This is a genomic window from Francisella sp. Scap27, assembly GCF_013394105.1.
Classification (GTDB): Bacteria; Pseudomonadota; Gammaproteobacteria; order Francisellales; family Francisellaceae; genus Francisella; species Francisella adeliensis.
This window is the reverse complement of the sequence record NZ_CP041326.1, coordinates 464,778-487,272: the sequence shown is the minus strand read 5'-3', so window position 1 is coordinate 487,272 and position 22,495 is coordinate 464,778. Positions and strand designations below refer to the sequence as shown.

Below are 22,495 nucleotides of genomic sequence, written 5' to 3'. Positions count from 1 at the left end.
AAGCTTTTCTGTGAAGTCATGAGCCTAAAAAATATAAAATCCCAAAAAGGTTTTGGGATAGTAGAATCAATGTTAGCGGCAATGATTCTACTTTTTGTATTATCTTCAGGCTTTATACTTCTAAATAGTGTTTTAGTTAGTATCGCACTAGATAATAAGAAAGATGAAATCTCTAGTACTTTAGATGAGCGAGTAAGTATCTATCGTCTTACAGGCGTTTTTGATGATAAGCCTACTAAAAATGGAATTGAGTTCAAAAAAACTGTAATTATCGAACAAGAGAATGAATCAATACCTGAGGAGAAATCAGAAGAAAAATCTGTTAATAGATTTAAAGCTTTAAGTGTTGCTGATATTAAAAAAATGGCAGAAAAAGCTGATAAGAAAGCACAAAAGGCAGAAGATAATGATGTCGATATTGTATATAAGATAGTAAATATCGCAGCCTTTGATGATACTATGGGAGCTGCTGATAGAATAAAAATTGTTGAAAGAGAGGTTGTAAAAAATGAGAGCGATGAAGTATAAAAAAATCGCTGGATTTACTTTGCCAGAATTAATGGTTTCAATGGTTATAGCAGCCCTTGTAATGGGTATGGCTTTGAATATTTATATAGATATGAAAAACCAATACAATAAACTAGATAAAAGACATCAGATGAATGCAAAGCAGTTAATGGTCAAGCAAATATTTTATAATGCTATCGGCGGAGCTGGTTTTGCGACAAAATATGGAGATATGTACCAAGATCTTGTGGATAACTCAGGGGATAACTTTGGTGATATATTCGGCAAAGCAGGTATTATAACTATTGGGGAATCTCCGGTAGCTAACATACCAAGCCTACCGGAGGATTTAAAGCTTGATCCAGAACTGTGTAAAGAAAAACAGAAAGATAACAAAAGCTTAGAAAGTATGAATATTTATACAGAGCTTCACTGCGTACAGCCAAAAACTGATTTTATAATGATTCAGCGAGCAACTCTTGGTTCATCACTAAAAACAAATTCATCAAATAATATTTTTAAACTAAATGAGTTCAGAAAAGGAGTTTCTCCTGAACAAGATATTAAGGCTAACGATTATTTAGTACTTTGTAATGCTACAGAGTGCGAGTTAGAAAAAGTATCAGCAATTACTGGTGATTTTGTTTCAACTAATCAACGAATTGAAGATAAGTTTAAAGAAAATGATTATGTTGGAAAATATATATTAGAAACATTTTTTATAGCAGATACAGGTCGTAAAGGTAAGGATAAAAAAGAAATCTACGCACTTTATGAGTTTGTGAAGCAAGGTCCAAATGATACTTCAGCTTATGAACTTATCGATGGAATTAGTGAATTACATATTGAATATGTCTTTAATGAAGATATAAAGCAGGGTGATCCTACTATAAAATGGGAGAAAGTAAAAAATAAGTTAATTACGGTTAGAGGTGACAAAATAGCAGCATTGAAACTATCATTTAAAGTTGATGGTAAAAAATTTAGTAAAATTTATTTAATGGGTACGACATAAGTGGCATATGAGATTTAAGAGTATTAAAAATTCTGGTTCTGCCTTACTTATGGCATTAATCTTTGCTTTTGTAATTATGGTAATGCTTACAGGGTTGCTTTATTCATTCAGAATGGGTTTGCTTACAACAAAAAGCATTGTTAAAAATAGTAATGAAAAGGTTTTAGGTGAAACCTATGTTTCAAATATTCAAGATGATATAGATTTTACTAAGACAAATGAATATATCATTGGGAATAGTAAATTTGAGATAGTTGTCGATGAAGATGATATCACATCATTTTTTCCAAAGAATGGTAATGCTAAATTATATCAAGGGCAACAATATATGAGTTTCAATGATATATATAAGGCATATAATCGTAGCGGCGATAAAGTGGATTTAACCAAAAATATAATTTATAACGCAGCTATGGATAATATTTATCAAAATTTTGATGGAGATTATATCCCTATAAATGTTCCTATGATAAATATTTCTGCAATAACTGAACCACAGGCAAAAAGCTATAGACTTTCTGATGGTGAAATAGAGGAAGATTATAAAGGATTTATTGGTTTTATTCAGGTTCAAAATCAACAAATAAGTATATTTACTGAAAATGCAAAGATAGGTGTACCAATTCCAGAAGGTATGGACTCTGAGTTTAAGGTTAAAGTTGGCTGGAATCTTGAAGATGGGAAATGGACTCTACATCTTATAATTCATGATACAAATAAACTTTTTACAACAAGTGTAAACTTAGAAGATATTCTTGCTGATGAGGTTAAGGGTTTAGAAGAGGATAATGAGCAGTTAGGCAATGAAATAGGTAATTGGAAGCCTGTTTCAAATGGAGATTCTAGTGGTGGTAGTATCGGTGGACCTTTTATTAAAGAAAATATTTTTGATGTTGCTTGGTATTATGAGGAGAAAGATTCTCCCCCACAAATAGTCATTATAAGAAAAGCTGATCAGAAGAAAGGTTCTATGGAAATATTAGAGGCTTATTATTCAACATATTCAACTTCTGATAAGCAATATAAAATGAAGCTTGGTGGTAAACTAAATATCAAGCGAGAATTGACAGAAAAAAATATTAAATTACTTGTACCTGACTTCACAAATAATTTTGATGCAAATATGGCATTAATTATTCATCCAGATAATAACAGTAAAACTTTAATGCATATAAGTGATTTTAATTATAATGGTGACCATAGAATTGGAAAAAGTTTAGATACTTATATTGATGGTGAAAGTGTTGGTGAGCCAGTAATTGTTTCAAAAAATAATGAATCAATATACATAATTACTTATGAACCTGAAAAATTACATCGCTATGAGTATAAGAAAGGTTATGGAAGTTTTGAATCTTTAGAATATGGTGAAAATGGTTTAGAGAAAGAGTTCGAGTTTGAAAAAGATGAATCTCAGCCTACACCCCCACCAAAACCAAAGCGTCTTGGGCAGGATAAAAATGATGAGGAAGAGGAGAATAGTGATGAGGGGATACAGTTAGTAGTTCCTAAGTTTGGTTATTTATTTGTATTTACAAAAGACAAGGTCATGCAATTGAATTATGATTTTGATATTTTACAAACAATTGATTTAGATAGTGCAGTAAGCCCACAAATATTAGCAGATATAGATTCTGTGAAAAATACAGTAAATAAGATTTATATCCAAACAACAGCTCTTGATATGAAAGCTCAAGAAATTAAAGATGAACTTGGAGATGAAGATGCACCAGAAGATAAGAATGAAGTTAAAGATAACTCAAAAGATAAAAAGAAAAGCCAAACTAGAGAAAGTAAGCTAGCTGAAATTAAAGCTAAAAAAGAAGCAGATAGCAAAGATGATGAAGAGGAAGCTCTTCCAGAAAAAATATATTTAGATAGTAAATATCTTTATCCACTAGGAATAGTTAAGCAGACAGTATTATGAGCATATTAAAGAATATAAACACAGAATTACGTAATGACAAAAGTATCAATCTAGATAAAATGAATATATCTGATGCTATTAGTTTGATGATAAATGAAGAATATAGTGTTATTGAAGCATTAAAAGATCAACATTCAAATTTAGTAGATGTTATAACTCATACAGCAAAAGTATTAGAAAACGGTGGTAGGATCATTTATGTAGGTGCTGGAACAAGTGGTCGTCTGGGGATATTAGATGCTGTTGAATGTCCACCAACATTTAGTGTTGATTATAACACTATAGTTGGATTAATAGCTGGTGGAGAGAGAGCATTTATTGAGGCTCAAGAAGGTGCAGAAGATAATCCTATATTTGGTGAATCTGATTTGATGGATATAGATCTTAGTTCTAAAGATATCGTTGTAGGGATAGCTGCTAGTGGTAGAACTCCTTATGTAATTGGAGCATTAAAATATGCGAATTCAATAAATGCAAATACTGTAGCTATAAGTTGCACTAAAAATGCTAAAATTTCTGAATTTGCGAATCATAATATTGAAGTTGTACCAGGTCCTGAAGTTTTAACTGGCTCAACTAGACTTAAATCTGGAACAACACAAAAACTTATATTAAATATGATATCAACATTATCAATGGTTCAGATTGGTAAAGTATATGAAAACTTGATGGTCGATGTCAAACCTACAAATGAAAAGCTTGTTGAAAGGGCTAAAAATATAGTTTGTCAGGCTACAGGTGTCAGCTATAAAGTCGCACAAGAATATTATGAGAAAGCCAATAAATCAGTCAAAATAGCAATTGTTATGATACTTAATGATTGTGATTATAGGCAAGCTTTGGCAATATTAAAGAATAATAAGAATTTTATAAAGAGATAAGCATTATGAAAAAGATTATTTCTATAATGACTGCTGTATTTTTAGTACAGGGTGTTTTTGCTGAAAAAGTATATGAAACTGATGCAGATGGCGTGGCTAGTTTTTCAAATAATAAAACAAAGGGTGCAAAAATAGTTAACTTGAATCCCGATTCTGTAACTGTTTTCTCAGCAGCTACTGAACTTAAAAATGAACCAAGTTACTTAAATAAGTCAGCATCTTATTATAAAAGACCATATGGTTATAGTGATACTCTTCAAGGGTCATTTCCCGAGCAGCTGACAGATAATTATTTTGATTTCTATGGGCGTAATCATCATTATGAAAGTTTAATGAGTTCTACACATAATAGTGGTTTTTATGATAGTAAAGGAGCAAACAATAGTCGATTGAGAAATGACTATTAATATCAAGTTTTTCTGAGGTTAACAAGCCTCGTCATTAGCAGCTTTCTTAATGATTTTAGGAGGATAAATCCAATTTAAGACTAACTTCAAAGTTGACCCTTGAAGAAGTATTGATAAGACCACAACAGTATATGTAATTCCAACTATCATGTTCCCTTCATCAGGAAGTGATAATGCTAAAGCAAGGGAAATACCTCCTCGGACACCTGACCAAGCTACTAAGACATTATCTTTAGTTGAGCTATGAGATAGTTTTTTATCAATTAATGTTATAGGTATAGAAACACTAATAAATCTTGAAATCGTTACAATAAATATTCCCGCAACACCTATCCAAAAAGCATTTATATTAAATGGTATGCTTGTTAGTTCAAGACCTATTAGGATAAATAAGAATGAGTTGAGCATGTTATCTATTACCATCCAAAAGTTATCTAACTTACGGACTTGTTCAGGATTTACATTTTTACGGTCTGAAAGGCTATTACCAATAAACAATCCAGCTACCACCATTGATATGGGTCCAGATACATGCAAGCTATGCGCAATTACATAGCCCATACTGGCAATACCTAGAGTTAAGAAAATTGATGTCTCAGAGTCTTCATTGGTATTTAAAAAGATTAAAGCAGTTTTTGCAAAAATATAACCAAGAAGTATACCGCCACCTGCTTCAATGGTAATTTGCTTTGATATGGTCCAGATAAAGTCAAAATTACTAACTGATATTGTGTTACCAAAATCACCACCACTACCAAAGAATACAATATTTGAAAGTACTACAAAAAGGACAATTCCAGTTGCATCATTAAATAAGGACTCGCCAACGACTCGAGTTTTAAGATGTTTAGGGATTGTTTTGTTGCCTGCGAGTGTACTAATTACTGCAATAGGGTCAGTAGGTGATATTAGAGCACCAAATACTAGGCAATAACCAAAACTTAGCTCCACACCTACTAGTTTACAAAATCCATAAATTAAAAGGGCTGTTGATCCAGCAGATAAAAATAAACCAACACTAGCCAACCCAAATATTGCTTTTAATTCTTTTTTTAGATCAATCATATTAAAATGTAATGCATTAGCAAATAATAAAAATGACAGCATTCCATCTAAAACAGTAGTTTTAAAATCAAAACTAGATAAGGCGACTACTAAGAAGTTATCTTTAGATAAAAATGAAGCACATAGTGCAGAAAAAGTTATTGAAAGTACCGTTAGTCCTATAGCTTTAGGAAGTTTTAAAAATTTGGTGTTAATATAGCTCATCATGGCAGCTACTACAGTGAGTAAGCTAAATAAAAAATATTCATTCATGGTATTTTATCCTTATAAAAAGTGGCTTTAAAGGCCACAGCTATATTCCCAGCTACAAGCTTTGGAAAGTTCTAGCATAATATTATCTTTATCTAAAAAGTTATCTTTTGAATTAGCAAAAGATTCAACTCCAAACATAAAGGTTTGGTTTTCTTGTTCTAATTGTATTATTTTTTGACTATCATGTGTAGTGATAGTTTCAAATTCTTTTTTTGTAAAGTGAATACATGGCTGGCATTCTTGACTTCTAAATACTGGAGTGAAAGGTAAATCAGATATGTACTGCTGAATATCAGCAAACGATTTATCTAAAAGAGGGTATTTTAATTCACGATAATCATATTTTTCTTCTTCATCTAGGTTTTTAAGTAAAGATGATGCTAAAGATAGATCTTTGCGGTGGCTAAGTAAAATAGTTGCCTCACAATCGGGATCTATTTCATCAATTTCAGTTAGTAATGTAATGCCTTTTAAGAATCCTGCACACCAGCTAAATTGCTGAGAAGGAAATTGTTTACGGGCTGCAACTAATTCTTGAAATGAATTTTCAGATTTTAAATGTGAGTATTTTATATTTGATTTATCAAGCCAACTAAAGACTTTTTCAAGGTAGTCATTCCAATCACTTGAAGCAAAGCCAGTATCTACAGAAAGCACATAGAAGTCATTATTTAAGTTTTCTTTCGCCCAACAAATAAGAGCTAAAGAGTGGATACTATAGTTTGCAATTATGACGTTTTTTGAGGAATTATTCATTCTATATTCCTATAGCATTTTTTATCTCTTCTAGTTTTTTTATTGCAAGTGGTCTTGTTTTACTGGCTCCTTTAGCAAGTATATCTTCAACTACTTTAGGATTGTTTATCAGATAATCATATTTTTCTCGTGATTCAGTTAAGAATGTATTTATTTTCTCAAATAAAATCTGTTTAGCATCTCCCCAGCCCAATCCACCAGTTATATATTGCTGCTCTAAATTTTTAATTTCAGACTCTTCTGCAATTGCTTTATAAATTGCAAACACAGTACAGTTAGTTGGATCTTTTTTTTCTTCAGGTAGTTGAGAATTTGTGATTATTTTCATAACCTGTTTTCTAAGCTTCTTTTCAGTAGAGAATATCGGAATAGTATTATCATAACTTTTAGACATTTTCCGGCCATCTAAACCAAGTATGGTTTGACCATCTTCATTAGTATAAGCTTGAGGTAAAACCAACGTTTGAGTTTTATATATATGGTTAAATCTATTTGCAAGGTCTCGAGCTATCTCTATATGTTGAATTTGGTCTTTGCCAACAGGAACAACTTCTGCATCAAACATTATAATGTCAGCTGACATTAATACAGGATAGTTAAACAACCCCATAGTTATACCTTTATCTGGATCTGAATTATTTGCTTGGATATTTTGGTCAGCAAGAGCTTTATATGCGTGAGCTCTATTTAGTAAGCCTTTTGGAGCAACAGTGGTAAGTATCCAATTAAGTTCCATTATTTCTGGAATATCTGATTGGCGATAGAAAAAAGAGTTGTCTGGATCAAGCCCAAGAGCTAACCATGAACAAGCGATTTCATTAATGTATTGTAATCGAAGTTTTTTATCCCAAAGTTTTACTAGTGAGTGTTGATCTGCAATGAAGTACATACACTGGTAATCTTGATTTAAAGACATTTCTATAGCAGGCTTAATTGCACCAATATAGTTACCAAGATGAGGAGTTCCAGAGGGAGTTATTCCTGTTAAAATAATTTTTTTAGACATATGTAAATTACTAGTGATATTTTACTTGAAATTTTAACATATTGAATGCTTTTAGATAAGTAATATTATGTATGTAGATTAAAATATCTTGGAGCGGGAAACGAGGCTCGAACTCGCGACCCCAACCTTGGCAAGGTTGTGCTCTACCACTGAGCTATTCCCGCAAGAATTCTTAATGGCACACCCAAAGGGATTCGAACCCCTAACCGCTCGGTTCGTAGCCGAGTACTCTATCCAGTTGAGCTATGGGTGCAATTAAGTGATGACAATTATAGATTTAAAAAATTAGTTAGTCAAGTTAGTTATGTCATTAATTGTGTCAATAAGCTTATCTTCTAATTCTTGGTCTGATAAACTTGTATTATCAATAACGAAATTAGCCATTTTTTCTCTTTCAGTATCAGATATTTGTAAGTTTATGAAAGCGGTAGCTTGTTGACGATCTTTATTATCTCTTTCCATTAATCTTTGAACTCTTGTTTCAAAGTCTGCTTTAATTACGATTACTTTTTTTACATAACTATAGTGCTTGATGTTATAAGGTGCTAGTAGAGGAATATCTACAATAGTCATAGAAGAAGAGGATTCTTTTACTTGTTTTTTTATTTCTCTATTAATTACAGGATGTAGATAATCTTCTAGCCATTTTTTTGCTTCGCGCGACTCAGTAATAATTGATCTAAGCATTGCACGATTTATATTTTTATTCATTATGACATCGCTGCCAAATTTTTCTGCTATTTTTTTTATGACTGTGGGTTTTTTTGTAATTTCTCTACTGATAGTATCAGCACATACGACAGTTAAATCTAGTTTTTCGCGTAAAATTTCTGTAGCTTTAGATTTACCACTAGCTATACCGCCTGTTATTGCAATAGGATAAGTATTTATAATTGACATGTTTTTTAATTATAGGTATTTTATGAGCTAGTATTCTAATCTTTTTTTCTTTGAAAGTCATATTTTTTTGCTTAAAATTTAAAATACTTTTAAAATAATCACAATTAACTAAATTTTATTTGATATTGTTTTGAGTCTTAAAGAAATTATTTGTAAAAAAATCCAAAAAAATGATGGCATAATAACTTTTCAGGATTATATGCATCTAGCATTATACTATCCTGAATTAGGATATTATTCGGGAGCTAAAGATAAAATATCTTCAGCAGGTGACTTTATAACGGCAACAAGCCAAACTTCTATATTTGCTTGTACTTTTGCTGAAGTATTCGCAAAGATTATAAGAGAGATAGGTAAAGATACATGTGTTATTGAGTTTGGCGCTGGTACTGGTAAGTTTGCAGTTGATAGTATACTACAACTTGAGAGACTTAAGGAGCTGCCTAGAAAATACATTATTATAGAGTTAAGTAATGACTTAAGGTTACGACAACAATATTTTATAAAAGAAAAAGCTCCTCACCTTTACGATAAATTTGAATGGTTGTATGAATTACCTAAACAAAAAGTTAAAGCCATAGTTTTTGCTAATGAAGTTTTAGATGCAATGCCAGTAGAAATTTTTAAGTCATATGGCACAAGTATAAAGCAACAAGGTGTAGCTTTGGTTGGTAATGAGTTTAGCTTTGTTGATTTGTCTAAAAATGAATCTCGATTTGATAATGAAGTAGAAATTCTTAAAAATGATGGGCTTATATTTGAAACTGATTATACAAGTGAAGTTAATACCTGGATTAGACCCTGGGTAAAATCTCTTTCAGAATGCTTAGAAGCTGGTGTTGTGCTAATAGCTGATTATGGTTATCATCGAGCAGATTATTATAGAGCTGAAAGAAGTATGGGAACCTTAGCTTGTTATCATCAGCACAGAGTGAATTATGACCCTTTTATTAATGTTGGTGAGCAAGATATTACAGCTCATATTGATTTTACTGCCGTTGTTGAAAGTGCCTGTGAAAATGGGTTTGAATTACAGGGGTTTATGACCCAGTCAAACTTTCTTAAAAGAGCGGATGTAGCAAGCGTATTTACAGATATATCAAAACGGATAAGCTTAGAGGAACAGCTGAGATATAGTACAGATATGAAAGAACTTTTACTTGGAGATAAGTTAGCTGAAGTATTTAAAGTAATAGGATTGTCGATTAATTTTGAACCATTACTAGAAGTTTTTGATAATGATGATAATGTGGATTTTTTATTGTGAATGATTTATGTTTTAATGTTCTGCTACTATGGAGTCAAAATTATAATATTCTGCAAACTGCTGGTTATACCAATTATTCTTAAATGGAGCTAATTCATAATAGTAAACATCGTTTTGCTTTGATAGAAAATAATTTGAAACAACAGCGTCTTTAATATTGTTCTCTTGGTATTCTATAATTTCTTGGTTTCTGATCTGATTATCAGTACCCATTTCTAAGTAAGCTGAAAATAACTGATATGAATAAAAAGCGATAATAGCTAAACACAAGAGGTATAAATACTTTAAATGGTTAATTAGCCTTATATTTAAAAAATACTTACAACAGACATAAAAATATACGACCATGTATATCATTTCAACCCTAGTAGAAAGCCCAAACATTATAAAAAACATCGTAAATGAAATCGAAGTTAAGCCAAGGCATATAAATATTTTAGTCTTTGTGTTTTTCTCATAAACTAATGTGAGGATAATAGAGAGTAAAAATGGTAAAAATAATTCAGGTTTATTGGTGAAGTAAGTAATAAAATCAATAAAGTGAGTTAAAAGATAGGAAAGTAAAGATTGTCCTTCAAGCATCCCATTAGTTCTAACATAGTTTCCAGGTGCTATAATCATTAACACTCCAGAGATTATAAATGAAATAAGAAAGAATAATGTGTTTGTATTTAATTTTTTTCGAGCAGTAACTTGAAAGATTATATAGTAAAAGACAATAGTAAAGATAACCATAAAAAAGGCTTCATTATAACAACCAAGTATAATCCCATATATGATACTTAGAAGCCTTTGGACTTTATCTTCAACATATAATTCATGGAATATATAAACTAATAAACTTATTCCCCACAAATATTGAATGCCGACTGTTTTCCATGTGGCGTTAGCAATAAACCCAGATTTAAAAAAATATAATAGAAATAAGCTTAAGTATATTATAAAGTGTTTAGAGCAAACTTTGTATTTGTTCTTCATAACACTTTTATAAAGGTAGATTATGAATAAAGTCATAGCAAAAGCATTAATAAAGTTTATTAATACTAGTAAAAAAGGATAGCTTTTGTTAAAAAATAGGTACACAGGAAGCTGTGCTGACATTCTTCCAGTCCAGTAGAAATAGTCATGATAGAGATTAGAAAGGATAGTTCCTTTATATAAAGCATCAATATTTGAGCGCCAAAAGTCATCCATTATTAATGGTTGACAATAATTTATAAATAAAAACAAACAAAATATAAGTATAGCTATAGCATAAGTTTTATTTTTCATATTTGCCATAAAAAGAGTAATAATAAATATTATAATAGAGTAATATATTGTACTTAAAAACTGTAAATATTTGAAGCTTTATCGCTATTTAAGTGCTGTTTTACAACAGCTGTTCTTTGCTAATTTATGACTATATTTTTCGGTATTATAGTTAAATATATTCTTGATAATCCATCCGTTAGTCAGTCACTATAATAAACTAATCAGTAGAGTGACTTTACTTTTTTTTGGGTACATAACCAAAACCATGGTATTTTGCAGCTACAGAATCAAAACCATAGTATTTAGCAAATTGCTCATTATACCAGTCATTTTTAAAGGGTGCTAATTCGGTGTAATATACATTATTCCTGCTTGGAAGGAAAAAGTTAGTGAGAGTTATATTTTTTTTATTTTCTTTTTTATACTGATGAATTTCTTCACTTCTCATCTCCTTACGAAGACCAACCTGAAAATATACTGATACTAGTTTATATGAGTAAATAGCAAGAATAATTAAAAAAATAATATGTAGGTATTTGAAATGGTATATTCTCTCTATGCTTAAAAAATACTTACAACAAATATAAAAATATACAAGCATGTATACCATTTCAACTCTAGTAGAAAGCCCAAACATGATCAAAAAAATAGTTAATGAAATTGAAATTAATCCAAGGCATATAAATGTTTTAGTTTTTGTGTTTTTCTCATAAATTAATGTAAGAACTATAGATAGTAAAAAAGGTATAGAGAGTTCAAACTTGGTAACGAATAAAATAATGAAGTCTATAAAGTGAGATGCAAGGTAAGAGAACAAAGTTTGGCCACTAAGCATTCCAGCAGTTCTAACATAATTGCCTGGAGCTATAATCATTAATACTCCAGAAACTATAAATGGAATAAAAAAGAATAAAGTATTTTTGTTTAATTTTTCTCGAGCAGTGATCTGAAAAATAATATAGTAAAAAATAATTATAAATATAACCATGAAAAAAGCTTCATTATAACAGCCAAGTATAATCCCATAGATAATGCTTAAAAGCCTTTGACTTATATTTTCGACATGTAATTTATGGAAAATATAAACTAATAGACTTAGCCCCCACAAATATTGGATACTGCCTGTTTTCCACGTAGCACTAGAGATAAATCCAGATTTGAAAAAGTATAACAAGAATAAGCTTAAAAATATTATAAACTGTTTAGAGCAAGTATTGTATTCATTTTTTATAACGCTCTTATAAAGGTATACTACTAATGAAGTCATAGCAAAAGCATTGATTAGGTCTATAAAACCTAATAAAAATGGGTAACTCTTGTTAAAAAACAAATATACAGGAATCTGGGCAGATATTCTTCCAGTCCAATAAAAATAGTCCTGATAAACATTAGTGAATATGGTTCCTTTATATAAAGCATTAATGTTTGATCGCCAAAAGTCATCCATTACTAATGGCTGACAAAGGTTTATAAATAAAAAAATACAAAATATAGAGAATATAATTATATGATTTTTATTTTTTACAAAAGTCATAGGAAATTATAATAAAGGTTAATGGTCGTAAGGTAGAAGATTATACTTGAATTTTTTTAAATGCTAAAACAGTTTTTTAAACTGTAGGTAGCTTCCATTTATACAAAATTGCTAAAAGACGGATATTTACTCCAAAACTAATTATTATTGCAGCTCCAACATACGAGTTTATGTCAAGATGAATGAATATTATATTTAAGCCTCCAATTAAAGCAGCAACAGAAGCATATAACTCAGATTTAAATGCTACGGGTATGTCATTACAGATCATATCACGCATAATCCCTCCAGCTACCCCATTTATAATAGCAATTGTAATACCAACCACTAAAGTACTTAAAAACTGCATGTGAAAGACTTCTGTGCAAATTTCATATGCTATGTTACTACCTATATACGCAAATGCTATCAGACCAATAGAGTCAAGAATTAGAAACACTTTATAGAATTTGTTTATATATTTTTGTGTAAAAAGTGCTACTACTGAAAAAAATAAACATATAACTATATAGTGTGGTTCAAGGATGATTGTCACAGGTAAATTACCTAAGAGTAGGTCTCTTACTACACCACCACCCAGAGCTGTAGTTAGTGCTATGGCAACAACCCCAAATGCATCCATGTTCCTTCTAGATGAAGAAATCACACCAGTCATACTTTCAGCAACTATGCCGAGCATAAACATTATACTAAAAATATATGGTCCAGAAATGCCAACATGATTGATATTACTCATAGCCTAAAACCAGGTAAATAAATTTAAGTATATTCTAAATCTTATTATCAAAAAAAGAATTAACTTTTTGTAATTAATTTTGCAGAAATATTAGAAGTGTTTTTTTCTTTAAGAATATTAAAGTCATGTAGATCTAGCCTAGCATTCTTTTCGGTTTCAATATATATGATTGTGTTAGCTTCTATAGAAATATTATTACGAATTGATTCTATTGCTTTAGGAGCTATTTTCTTGTTAAAAGGAGGATCAATAAAAATTATACTTTTAGAATCTAGCTTGATAGTAGTTAATGCTTTTATACTATCTTTTCTATGTATCTCAAAGTTTTTTTCCTCTAAGCTATTTAGGTTTTCTTTTATCTGAGTTATAGCTTTAAAATTAAGTTCATAAAAAATGATCTTTTCAGCTCCTCGAGATAAGCTCTCAATACCTAAGCTACCACTACCAGCAAAAGCATCAACACAGACACTATCATGAATATATGGAGCTAACCAATTAAATATAGTTTCTTTAAGTTGATCAGATGTTGGACGTAAGCCATTTATTGATGGGAATTTTAGTTTACGATTTTTATATTTACCAGCGACAACTCGTATAGTATTTGTTTTCAATGTTATACATCTCCAACCATAACTGTTAGCATTTGGTTTTTTTGGACTTCGGTAAAAGCATTTTTTATATCTGTGGAGCTAACTTTATTTATATTATCAACATAAGTGTCAAAAAAGTCTAAGGCTAAATCCTTATTAGCTATAGATGACATCATACTTAAACGAGAACTATTTCTAACAGAGCCTAGCAAATGAGTTCCTTCAATATGCTTTTTTGAATTACATAGAGTTTCTTCATCGATATTTGATGATATGAAATCAGTATAAACATCATTTATGGTTTTAAGTGCAAGTTCAGGGTTACTAGTTTGTGCTGAAATTACAAAACTACCATAGTCGGGATTAAGATTAATGCTACTTCCTACATTGTATACAAGTCCTAGCTCCTCACGAACTTTATTGAAAAGTAATGAGTTTAATCCACCTCCACCGAGTATTTCATTGCCAAGTTTTAATGGAAAATATAATGAATTATCAATATCTAAAAAAAGCTGGTGTCCCATTAGTATAGAAGTTTGTTTACTCGCAAAACTTTTTGTTATAGTTGTTTTAGACACAGGATGTTGTGTAGAGTTTTCTATGTTTTTATTGCCAACAGGTAAGAAACTGATCAGTGTACTTGCAAGATTTTGAGCTTTAGTATTATCAATATCACCAATTATGCAAATATTGGTATTATTAGCGCAAATATTTGTATCATAAAAACCTTTAATATCTTTGACAGTTACTTTTTCAATAGTTTCAATATGACCTATAGTAGGGTGGCTATATGGATTATCTCTAAAGAGATTCTTAGAAAATTCAAGAGAAGCTAAGTAGTTGGGCTGATTATAGAGGTATTTGATGTGAGTTGTTGTTTGTAGCTTTTCTCTAGCTAAAATATCTTCATTAAAATCAGGTTGAGTGAAAATTTCTTCTAAAATTTCAAATAGTTTCACCAAGATATTCTTATCACTTAATGAGCGAATTTTGATGCTAAAATATTCTTTAGAAGTTTCGGCATGGATAGAAGCACCTATATCTGTAATTTTATTGATAAGTTCTTCTTCTGATAAGGTTTTAGTTTGTGTACCAAATAACCCAACAGCTAAATCAGCAAGTCCATTTAATTTGCCATCAAAAGCTGAGCCTGCTCTAAAGTTTAAGGCTATATCAAGCATTGGTATACTATTAGCTTGTTCGAAATAAATGTTTGTATTATTGATAGTTGATTTTTGTATCATAATTAATCTTTTAGTAGGTGAAGTGATGTTAGGTTTTCTTTATTAAAATATTTGCTCAAGACACGATGAACATCTTCAATTGAGACATCATAAAGCTTATTGATATATTTGTAGTAGTCAACATCAAGTCCAATACTTGCCAAAGAGCCTATTAAATTTGCTTGAGTTTCAAGAGAATCCATAGAAAAAACTTTATCTGATTTAATTACAACTTTTGCTCTATCTAGTTGAGTTTGTGTGACTTTTGTTTGCTTTACGTTTGTAATTATAGATTCAATTTTATCTTGGATGCTTTCAAGGCTTTCATCTTGGTTAGCAATCGCAGTGATAACAAATATGTCTTCGCCTTTTGTGAAAGGGGAGTATTCACTATCAATATGACAACAAAGGTTATCTTCTCTTACAATTTTTTGCTGTAAGATAGAGGCATCAGCACCACCCAGAATATTTGATAATATCATCAAGGCATAAGGGTCATTATCATTATAGTCTGTAGTTAATGATGGAGTAATATAGCCCATCATAACAGCAGAAGTCTCATTTGGAGATTTCTTGATTTGTGAATATCTATAGCCAACATTAAAACGAGGTTCATTTGTTTGAATATTTTCTATAGACGATCTTGGGATATCTTGGAAATATTCTTTTACAAGCTCAAATGATTGTTTAGGGTCAATGTCACCAGCTATGATAATATTTGCATTGTTCGGAGCATAGTGTTGCTGATACCAGTTTTTTAGATCTTCAAGTTTATAGTTTTCTATATCTTCACGCCAACCAATAATAGGAGCATAACGCCCAGTATCTTTATAAGCAAGCTTCATAAATTGTTCAAAAGCGAAACTGAAAGCTTTATCATCAACTCTAAGATTTCTCTCTTCTAAGACAACTTTTTTTTCAGGTTTAAATTCATTATCATCGAATTGAAGGTCACTCATACGAGAAGACTCTATAGATAAACTAAGCTCTAAATTCTTTTTATGCCAAAACTGATAATATGCAGTATAGTCAAAGCTTGTAAAAGCATTTTGCACACCACCATTGTTTTCTACAAGGCTGTTCATATCTTCTTTTGTGTATTTCGATGTGCCTTTAAACATCATGTGTTCAAGCATGTGAGAAATACCAGTAATGCCTTTAGGTTCATAAGATGAGCCTACTTTATACCATATTTGTGATAAAACTACTGGAGCGCGGGTGTCTTGTTTGATATGAATGTTAAGCCCATTATCAAGTGAGTAAGAATGTATTGTCATATTGTTATGTTTCTTTAGCCTTCATAAATAAAAATATTAGTAAGCATATTGCTATGAATGTAGGTGCTGCAGCTCCTAATATTGGTGGTAAATGTAAAATAAGCGAAATAGGACCAAATATTTGGTTAAATATAAAGAACGCAAACCCAAAAAACGCACCAAGCAATAATTTAACTATCAAAGTTGAAGATCTGGTTGATCCTATGCTTAAAGGGACGGCTAGAAGTATCAGCACCATTAGAGATAATGGCTGAAAAACTTCTTGCCAGAACTTTAGGTTTAAAGAGCTATCATTAGCCTGTGAATTAGAGAACATAAATTTAGAGAGTTGAGTAAAGTTTAAATAGTCATTATCATTTATTGTAATAACTTGAGCTACAGAAAGAGGTAGTGGATTCTCCCACTTATCTTGTTTAATCTTAGTTGATACATCAATACCTTTTTCAGCATCTTTATTAGGAAATACTACTTTACTTATATTAAAAACATCTGCGCTATTATCATTTGTATACTTTGCTTTTTCAGCAAAACGAATCTCTTTTAGTTCGTTATCTTTAATTATGAATTTTCTAATATCAAGAGCAACTTGTTTCTTAGAGTCAATTTCACCAATATGCATAATACCGTTTGGAGTTTTAAGCCAAATGTTATGAGTATTATAAGCAACCTTACTTGTATCTGAAAGTTTTTGTAATACAGGGGCGATATATCCTCCAAACAAGACAGTAGCCATTGAGCCTATAATACCAACTAAGACTACACCTTTAGATATTTGTGCTGTAGAGAAACCAGAAGCTCTTAAAATAATTATTTCGGAACTATTTGCTAATAAGCTCAAGCCCATCAAGGCTCCAACCATAGCACATGCTGGTAAGAGGGTATAAAGAATGCCTGGTAGCTGGTATAAAGTGATTAAAATTAAATCAAAAGTTGATGAGCCAGTTTCGTCATTACTTACTTGAGCTAGATATGTGAAGATAAAGAAAAGAATACAAAAAATTATAGTCACAATTAAGAAGCTACTAAAAACTGTCTTAAAAATATAGCGATCAATTCGGTTTAATAACATAGTTTATCCTTTTATTGATGAGCCATTTTGCTTTCTAATTGCTTTTATTGCAAAAATTATAAAAAATATGTGTGGTAACCATATACCAATCCATGGAGGAACACCACCTGAGCCCATAGAAGTATTTATAAACATGTTGCTACACAAATAAATAGCTAGAACTACAACTGATGGTAAAAGTTTAGCATATTTGTTTTGTCTAGGTCTTAGCTGACACATTGAAATAGCTATTAGACCAGCTACTATGATGGATATGCAGTTATTTAATCTTGCAAATAATTCAGCTGTATATTTACGCTGACCTTCAAAAGATTTTGCTATAAGCTCCCCCATAAACTTTCTATCCATACGTTCATGATTATAATCCCTTATAGAATTATCATAAATTGTATAAATAGCTTTATCAGCTGTTCCATAGCTTGATTTAAAAGAGTCTGTATCTCTGGTATAGATATGAGCTTTTTTGAAATCTATGAAAGCGGCACTTTTGTTTGACTCTATACTAGCTGTTGGAGACGTGAGGATTTTGTATTCTTTACTGTTTTCAAGTCTTTGATACATGAAAATTTTATTAAGATTATTGCTATTTTTACTGTTTATATAAAAAACTCTACCATCAGGAGCATTAATGATTTTCCCATCAGTAATTGATGAAAGTAGAGCTTTTGCTGATAGAGATGTTTGGAAAATGTCTGAGGTTTGTTTTGCTAAGGGGATTAAAAACATAGTTGTGAAGAACACAATTATAGTAAGTAGGAATGTTGGTTTTAGGGTGTTTTTCACCATCTCCATCCATGTCACACCACCAGCTAAAGTTACGAACATTTCATTATTAGCGAAGTATTTGCCAAAACAAGTAACTATAGCAAGAAATAGAGCTATTGGCGCTATAAGAGTAACATTCTCGGGTAATGTTAAAATAATGAATTTTAAAATTGAATCAAGCCCAAGCCCCTGTGAATAAGCTTTTTGGAACAAACGAATTAGTAAGTTTGCAGAAACTATAGATATAATAAACAAAGTTATAGATGTAAAGGTGTTGACGATGTCTTTGTTGTAATATTTATTTAAAATCAAAATTTAGACCCTTTAGTCTCATAAGCTGATAACAATTTTATAGTTTTTCTATTGAAAAGTCAGCTGTTTACTTGTCTAGATATACAAAATTAATTACAAATAATACTATTTTTTGATATGATGATTTTGTCGTTTAATAAAATTACCGAGGTTATATGAAATTAACAGTAACAGATACAGCAACTTTACAAGCAGAGCTTATAATAGTAGCAGAAGAAAATCTTCAAAAACTAATCAATGATACAAAATGTCCAAACTCTAAAGCCTTACTTGATAGAAAAGTGTTTAAAGCAAAGTTTGGTGAAGTATTACCTCTTTTGCATGGTGATCGTACTGTTGTATTACTTGGATTAGGATCTAGACCAGATTTTTTACAAAGCGAATACGATAAAGCTATGGCAAATGCAGCAGCTCAGTTAAAAAAATTAAATATTGAAGAAGTTGCAGTTTCGATTGATTATGCTCTTGTAAATGGTGATGTTGCTGGGTTTGCTCGCGAAACTGTAAGAGCATTAATCTCTGAATCATATATTTTTGATGAATTAAAGACTACTAAAGAGGATTATGAACTAGAAAATATAGAGCTTGTATATGGTGGTCAGCAAGATATTGAGCAAGCTACTAAAATTGGTTTAGCAATTGCTTGTGGTCAAAATTATGCTAAAGATTTACAAAATCTACCAGCTAACATTTGTAATACAGACTATATGTTAAATGAAGCTCGTGAGCTTACTGCTAAGTACGATACTTTTGAGTTAGATTATTTAGATGAAGAACAAATGGCTGAGTTAGGTATGGGATGTGCATTAGCAGTGGGTCGTGGTTCTGATATGTCAAACTATACCGTATGTATGGAATATAACGGTACTGGTAATGATGATGCTCCGATAGTTCTTGTAGGGAAAGGCTTAGTGTTTGATAATGGCGGTATTTGCATCAAGGGTGCAGCAGGCATGGACTCTATGAAAATGGATATGGGTGGTGCAGCTGCGGTAATGGGTACAATGAAAACTCTTGCGATGCTCAACCTACCAATAAATGTTGTTGGTGTGATGGGTTTAGCTGAAAATGCTGTTGATGCAAGATCATATCGTCCTGGAGATGTTCTTAAAACTATGAAAGGTTTGACAGTAGAAGTTAGTAATACTGATGCAGAAGGTCGATTAGTATTATGTGATACTTTAACTTATGTTGGTAAATATAAGCCAAAAACAGTGATAAATATGGCAACGCTTACAGGTGCTATGATTACCTCTTTAGGAGATGCTTTTACTGGTATGTTTGCTAACAGTGATAAACTTGCAAGCAGCTTAAAGCAAGCTTCACAGGTTTCAAATGATCTTGTTTGGAGACTACCTCTTCATAAACCTTATATGAAAAAATTAGACAGTAAAGTAGCAGATATGGATAACTGTGGTAGAGATAGATCAGCAGGTTCAATAGTTGCAGGTCTTTTCTTATCAAAGTTTACAGAAGATTATGAGTGGGCTCATCTTGATATCGCAGGCTCTGCAATGGGTGATTTTGCTAACTGTAAAGCTAGTGGTAGACCAGTTCCATTACTTACACAATACTTACTATCTCAGTCTAAATAATAGAAATTTTCTTTAGAAAAATCTAACTTTGATTATTATCATTTGCTTCAGAACAAGCAGGTATTTTTTCTGAACCTTTTAGGTTGTTTATTGCAGTCCAAGTAGATTTTCTACAGTCTTCTGGTTTTGTTTTAGGCATACAATAAAAATTAGCTAATCCTTTGGTTTGGATATTTAAGCAACTTCTAAACCCATCAATACTTAAGTATTTAGGCGGTAAAGTCTGACTTATTTCTTTTTTAGCTGGATCATTTGGGATATCTGGAACTATAGAGCACCCACCTAAAATTGCAACAACACATAATGAACTTAATAACCTATACATATATTTCTCTCTTAGTAGTATTTACAATAATTGTCTATTATATTCTTAAAATTACCATAATAACTAGTATAGATATAGAAGAAAATCGAATCTGATCAACTTAATTTTAATCAGTAATATAGGTTAAGGGTAATGGTATGGAAATATAAAATATACTAGTAATATGATACTAATTTAGTATAATTGGGTTGATTTGTAAAACTTTTGAAAGATTATGTACGATATAGATGAAATCCGTGGCGATTTTCCATTTTTAGCTCAAAATATTAATGATAAACCAGTAGTTTTTTTTGATACTGGTGCGTCAGCACAGAAGCCTCAGGCTGTTATTGATGCAGTGTCTCAAGCATATGCTTTTGGGTATGCAAATGTCCATCGAGGAGTGTATTTTCTTAGTCAAGAAGCTAGTGATAAATTTGAAAGTGTAAGAACTTTAGTACAAAAATTTATAAATGCAAAAAAACAAGAAGAGATAGTATTTACAAAAGGTACTACAGAAGCAATTAACTTAATTGCTAATTCTCTAAGTCAAAGTCATTTGGTAAAGGGTGATGAACTGGTTGTTACAGAAATGGAACATCATGCTAATTTTGTTCCGTGGCAAATGTTAGCTAAGCGTCAAAACCTTAATTTTAAAGTAGTAAAAGTAACAGATAATGGTGAGCTTGATTTAGAAGATTTATATTCTAAAATCACAGCTAAAACAAAAGTATTGGCAATTACCTTATGCTCTAATGTATTAGGGACTATAAATCCTATTAAAGAAATTGTGAAAAATGTCAGAAAAATAAATCCAAACACACTAATTCTAGTCGATGGAGCGCAAGCTGTTATACATTCGAAAGTTGATGTTCAAGATTTAGATTGTGATTTTTTTGTATTTTCGAGTCATAAGCTTTATGGACCGACAGGTGTGGGAGTGCTTTATGGTAAATATAATTTACTTGAAGAGCTGGCACCGTTTAACTATGGTGGTGATATGGTTGAAGATGTTACTATTGCTAGAACTACATTTGCAAAACCACCATATAAGTTTGAGGCAGGTACACCAGATATAGTTGGTGTAATAGGTCTTGGTGTAGCTATAGAATATGTAAATTCTATTGGTATGAACGAAATTGAAAAAGCTGAACAAAAGCTCCTGAAGTACGCAACGCAGGAGTTAAAAGAAATAGATGGCTTCAAAATAATCGGTGAAGCTAAGCATAAAGCAGGCGTTATAACCTTTATAGTTGATGGTTGTAATGCTGGTGATATTGGTGAGTTATTATCTATTAAAGGAGTATGTGTGCGTACGGGTAAGCATTGTGCTCATCCTTTATTATATAGGTTTGGCATAAATGCTACTGTAAGAATGTCTTTAGGAATGTATAATACAGTCGCTGAAGTAGACTTATTTATTAAAGCTCTAAATAGAGTAATTAATCAATTAAAATAAAAATATAAAAGAGGTTTAGTATGGTTGAAGTATTTAACCCTAATAATATAATAACTGTAACAGAAGCTGCTACGAAACATTTTAAGAAACATCTTGAAAAGCATAATGATTGTGTTGGTATATTTATAGGTACGAAAATGATGGGCTGTTCTGGATTAGCTTATGATTTAGATTTTGTGGCTGAAGAGCCTAAAGATACAACAGAAGTTAGCCAGCATGGTTTGAGATTTTTTGTATCAAATAAATCTATGGATTTCTTAAGTGGTGTAAATATTGATTATGTTAAGCATGAGTTTGGACTATATAAACTAGAATATACCAACCCTAATGAGTCTGCTCGATGTGGTTGTGGTGAAAGTTTTACTGTATAGAAATTATAGGAATAAATTTAAAA

General features: G+C 31.1%; 22 protein-coding genes and 2 tRNA genes. 9 read left to right on the top strand and 15 right to left on the bottom strand.

Annotated features, from left to right (window positions below):
* Window positions 1–18 precede the first annotated feature (18 nt).
* Genes FLM55_RS02340 through FLM55_RS02320 form a run of 5 tightly spaced genes read left to right on the top strand, consistent with a single transcriptional unit; the run spans window position 19 to window position 4,737 of the window.
* Window positions 19–528 carry a pilus assembly protein gene (locus FLM55_RS02340; RefSeq protein ID WP_178947834.1) on the top strand — a complete coding sequence of 170 codons (510 nt, stop codon included), beginning with the start codon at window positions 19–21 and terminating at the stop codon, window positions 526–528.
* Window positions 509–1,522, top strand: coding sequence for a PilW family protein (locus FLM55_RS02335; protein ID WP_178947833.1), 1,014 nt, complete (start codon window positions 509–511; stop codon window positions 1,520–1,522). The genes FLM55_RS02340 and FLM55_RS02335 overlap by 20 nt, the downstream gene beginning before the upstream one ends.
* 7 nt (window positions 1,523–1,529) lie before the next feature.
* The gene (locus FLM55_RS02330; RefSeq protein ID WP_178947832.1) at window positions 1,530–3,449 is read left to right on the top strand and encodes a hypothetical protein; all 1,920 of its coding nucleotides are present in this window, start codon (window positions 1,530–1,532) and stop codon (window positions 3,447–3,449) included.
* Entirely contained in the window at window positions 3,446–4,330 is an 885-nt protein-coding gene (gene murQ, locus FLM55_RS02325) for an N-acetylmuramic acid 6-phosphate etherase (RefSeq protein WP_178947831.1), read from the top strand. Before FLM55_RS02330 ends, murQ begins: the two co-directional genes overlap by 4 nt.
* Before the next feature lie 5 nt (window positions 4,331–4,335).
* Window positions 4,336–4,737, top strand: coding sequence for a hypothetical protein (locus FLM55_RS02320; RefSeq protein ID WP_178947830.1), 402 nt, complete (start codon window positions 4,336–4,338; stop codon window positions 4,735–4,737).
* A gap of 18 nt (window positions 4,738–4,755) precedes the next feature.
* Here the strand turns inward: FLM55_RS02320 and FLM55_RS02315 are convergent, their stop codons facing one another.
* The 6 genes from FLM55_RS02315 to coaE all read right to left on the bottom strand — a co-directional run bounded on the left by FLM55_RS02315 (window position 4,756) and on the right by coaE (window position 8,716).
* Entirely contained in the window at window positions 4,756–6,054 is a 1,299-nt protein-coding gene (locus FLM55_RS02315) for a sodium:proton antiporter (RefSeq protein ID WP_178947829.1), read from the bottom strand.
* Window positions 6,055–6,081: 27 nt separating this feature from the next.
* The gene (locus FLM55_RS02310; protein WP_178947828.1) at window positions 6,082–6,810 is read right to left on the bottom strand and encodes a hypothetical protein; all 729 of its coding nucleotides are present in this window, start codon (window positions 6,808–6,810) and stop codon (window positions 6,082–6,084) included.
* 1 nt (window position 6,811) lies between these two features.
* Complete coding sequence (trpS, locus tag FLM55_RS02305) at window positions 6,812–7,816, bottom strand: tryptophan--tRNA ligase (RefSeq protein ID WP_178947827.1); 1,005 nt, start codon at window positions 7,814–7,816, stop codon at window positions 6,812–6,814.
* 89 nt (window positions 7,817–7,905) lie between these two features.
* Window positions 7,906–7,980: transfer RNA gene (locus tag FLM55_RS02300), tRNA-Gly, on the bottom strand.
* A gap of 12 nt (window positions 7,981–7,992) precedes the next feature.
* Window positions 7,993–8,069, bottom strand: a tRNA-Arg gene (locus FLM55_RS02295).
* A 32-nt stretch (window positions 8,070–8,101) separates the two neighbouring features.
* Window positions 8,102–8,716 (bottom strand): dephospho-CoA kinase, encoded by a 615-nt coding sequence (gene coaE / locus FLM55_RS02290; protein WP_112869752.1) that lies wholly within the window; start codon window positions 8,714–8,716, stop codon window positions 8,102–8,104.
* Between the two features lie 130 nt (window positions 8,717–8,846).
* On the opposite strand from coaE, the gene FLM55_RS02285 reads away from it, so the two are divergent.
* The gene (locus FLM55_RS02285) at window positions 8,847–9,983 is read left to right on the top strand and encodes a class I SAM-dependent methyltransferase (RefSeq protein ID WP_178947826.1); all 1,137 of its coding nucleotides are present in this window, start codon (window positions 8,847–8,849) and stop codon (window positions 9,981–9,983) included.
* A 12-nt stretch (window positions 9,984–9,995) separates the two neighbouring features.
* On the opposite strand, the gene FLM55_RS02280 is transcribed toward FLM55_RS02285, so the two are convergent.
* The 8 genes from FLM55_RS02280 to lptF all read right to left on the bottom strand — a co-directional run bounded on the left by FLM55_RS02280 (window position 9,996) and on the right by lptF (window position 18,743).
* Window positions 9,996–11,255 carry a DUF6056 family protein gene (locus tag FLM55_RS02280; protein ID WP_256868903.1) on the bottom strand — a complete coding sequence of 420 codons (1,260 nt, stop codon included), beginning with the start codon at window positions 11,253–11,255 and terminating at the stop codon, window positions 9,996–9,998.
* Between the two features lie 217 nt (window positions 11,256–11,472).
* Window positions 11,473–12,771, bottom strand: coding sequence for a DUF6056 family protein (locus FLM55_RS02275; protein ID WP_178947825.1), 1,299 nt, complete (start codon window positions 12,769–12,771; stop codon window positions 11,473–11,475).
* Between the two features lie 76 nt (window positions 12,772–12,847).
* Window positions 12,848–13,498 carry a trimeric intracellular cation channel family protein gene (locus tag FLM55_RS02270; protein WP_112870891.1) on the bottom strand — a complete coding sequence of 217 codons (651 nt, stop codon included), beginning with the start codon at window positions 13,496–13,498 and terminating at the stop codon, window positions 12,848–12,850.
* A gap of 68 nt (window positions 13,499–13,566) precedes the next feature.
* Window positions 13,567–14,118, bottom strand: a complete 552-nt coding sequence (gene rsmD / locus FLM55_RS02265) for a 16S rRNA (guanine(966)-N(2))-methyltransferase RsmD (RefSeq protein WP_178947824.1) — start codon at window positions 14,116–14,118, stop codon at window positions 13,567–13,569.
* Between the two features lie 2 nt (window positions 14,119–14,120).
* Window positions 14,121–15,341, bottom strand: coding sequence for a pitrilysin family protein (locus FLM55_RS02260; protein ID WP_178947823.1), 1,221 nt, complete (start codon window positions 15,339–15,341; stop codon window positions 14,121–14,123).
* Window positions 15,342–15,343: 2 nt separating this feature from the next.
* The gene (locus FLM55_RS02255; protein WP_178947822.1) at window positions 15,344–16,597 is read right to left on the bottom strand and encodes a pitrilysin family protein; all 1,254 of its coding nucleotides are present in this window, start codon (window positions 16,595–16,597) and stop codon (window positions 15,344–15,346) included.
* Window positions 16,598–16,601: 4 nt separating this feature from the next.
* Window positions 16,602–17,666: an LPS export ABC transporter permease LptG gene (gene lptG / locus FLM55_RS02250; protein WP_178947821.1), complete on the bottom strand. Its 1,065-nt coding sequence runs from the start codon at window positions 17,664–17,666 to the stop codon at window positions 16,602–16,604.
* 3 nt (window positions 17,667–17,669) lie between these two features.
* Window positions 17,670–18,743 (bottom strand): LPS export ABC transporter permease LptF, encoded by a 1,074-nt coding sequence (gene lptF / locus FLM55_RS02245; RefSeq protein ID WP_178947820.1) that lies wholly within the window; start codon window positions 18,741–18,743, stop codon window positions 17,670–17,672.
* A 155-nt stretch (window positions 18,744–18,898) separates the two neighbouring features.
* Here lptF and FLM55_RS02240 point away from each other — a divergent pair, with 155 nt between their 5' ends.
* Window positions 18,899–20,338 carry a leucyl aminopeptidase gene (locus FLM55_RS02240; protein ID WP_112869760.1) on the top strand — a complete coding sequence of 480 codons (1,440 nt, stop codon included), beginning with the start codon at window positions 18,899–18,901 and terminating at the stop codon, window positions 20,336–20,338.
* 22 nt (window positions 20,339–20,360) lie between these two features.
* On the opposite strand, the gene FLM55_RS02235 is transcribed toward FLM55_RS02240, so the two are convergent.
* Window positions 20,361–20,663, bottom strand: coding sequence for a hypothetical protein (locus tag FLM55_RS02235; protein ID WP_178947819.1), 303 nt, complete (start codon window positions 20,661–20,663; stop codon window positions 20,361–20,363).
* A 214-nt stretch (window positions 20,664–20,877) separates the two neighbouring features.
* Here FLM55_RS02235 and FLM55_RS02230 point away from each other — a divergent pair, with 214 nt between their 5' ends.
* Window positions 20,878–22,101, top strand: coding sequence for an aminotransferase class V-fold PLP-dependent enzyme (locus FLM55_RS02230; protein WP_178947818.1), 1,224 nt, complete (start codon window positions 20,878–20,880; stop codon window positions 22,099–22,101).
* A gap of 20 nt (window positions 22,102–22,121) precedes the next feature.
* The gene (locus tag FLM55_RS02225; protein ID WP_178947817.1) at window positions 22,122–22,472 is read left to right on the top strand and encodes an iron-sulfur cluster assembly accessory protein; all 351 of its coding nucleotides are present in this window, start codon (window positions 22,122–22,124) and stop codon (window positions 22,470–22,472) included.
* The last annotated feature ends 23 nt before the right edge of the window (window positions 22,473–22,495 follow it).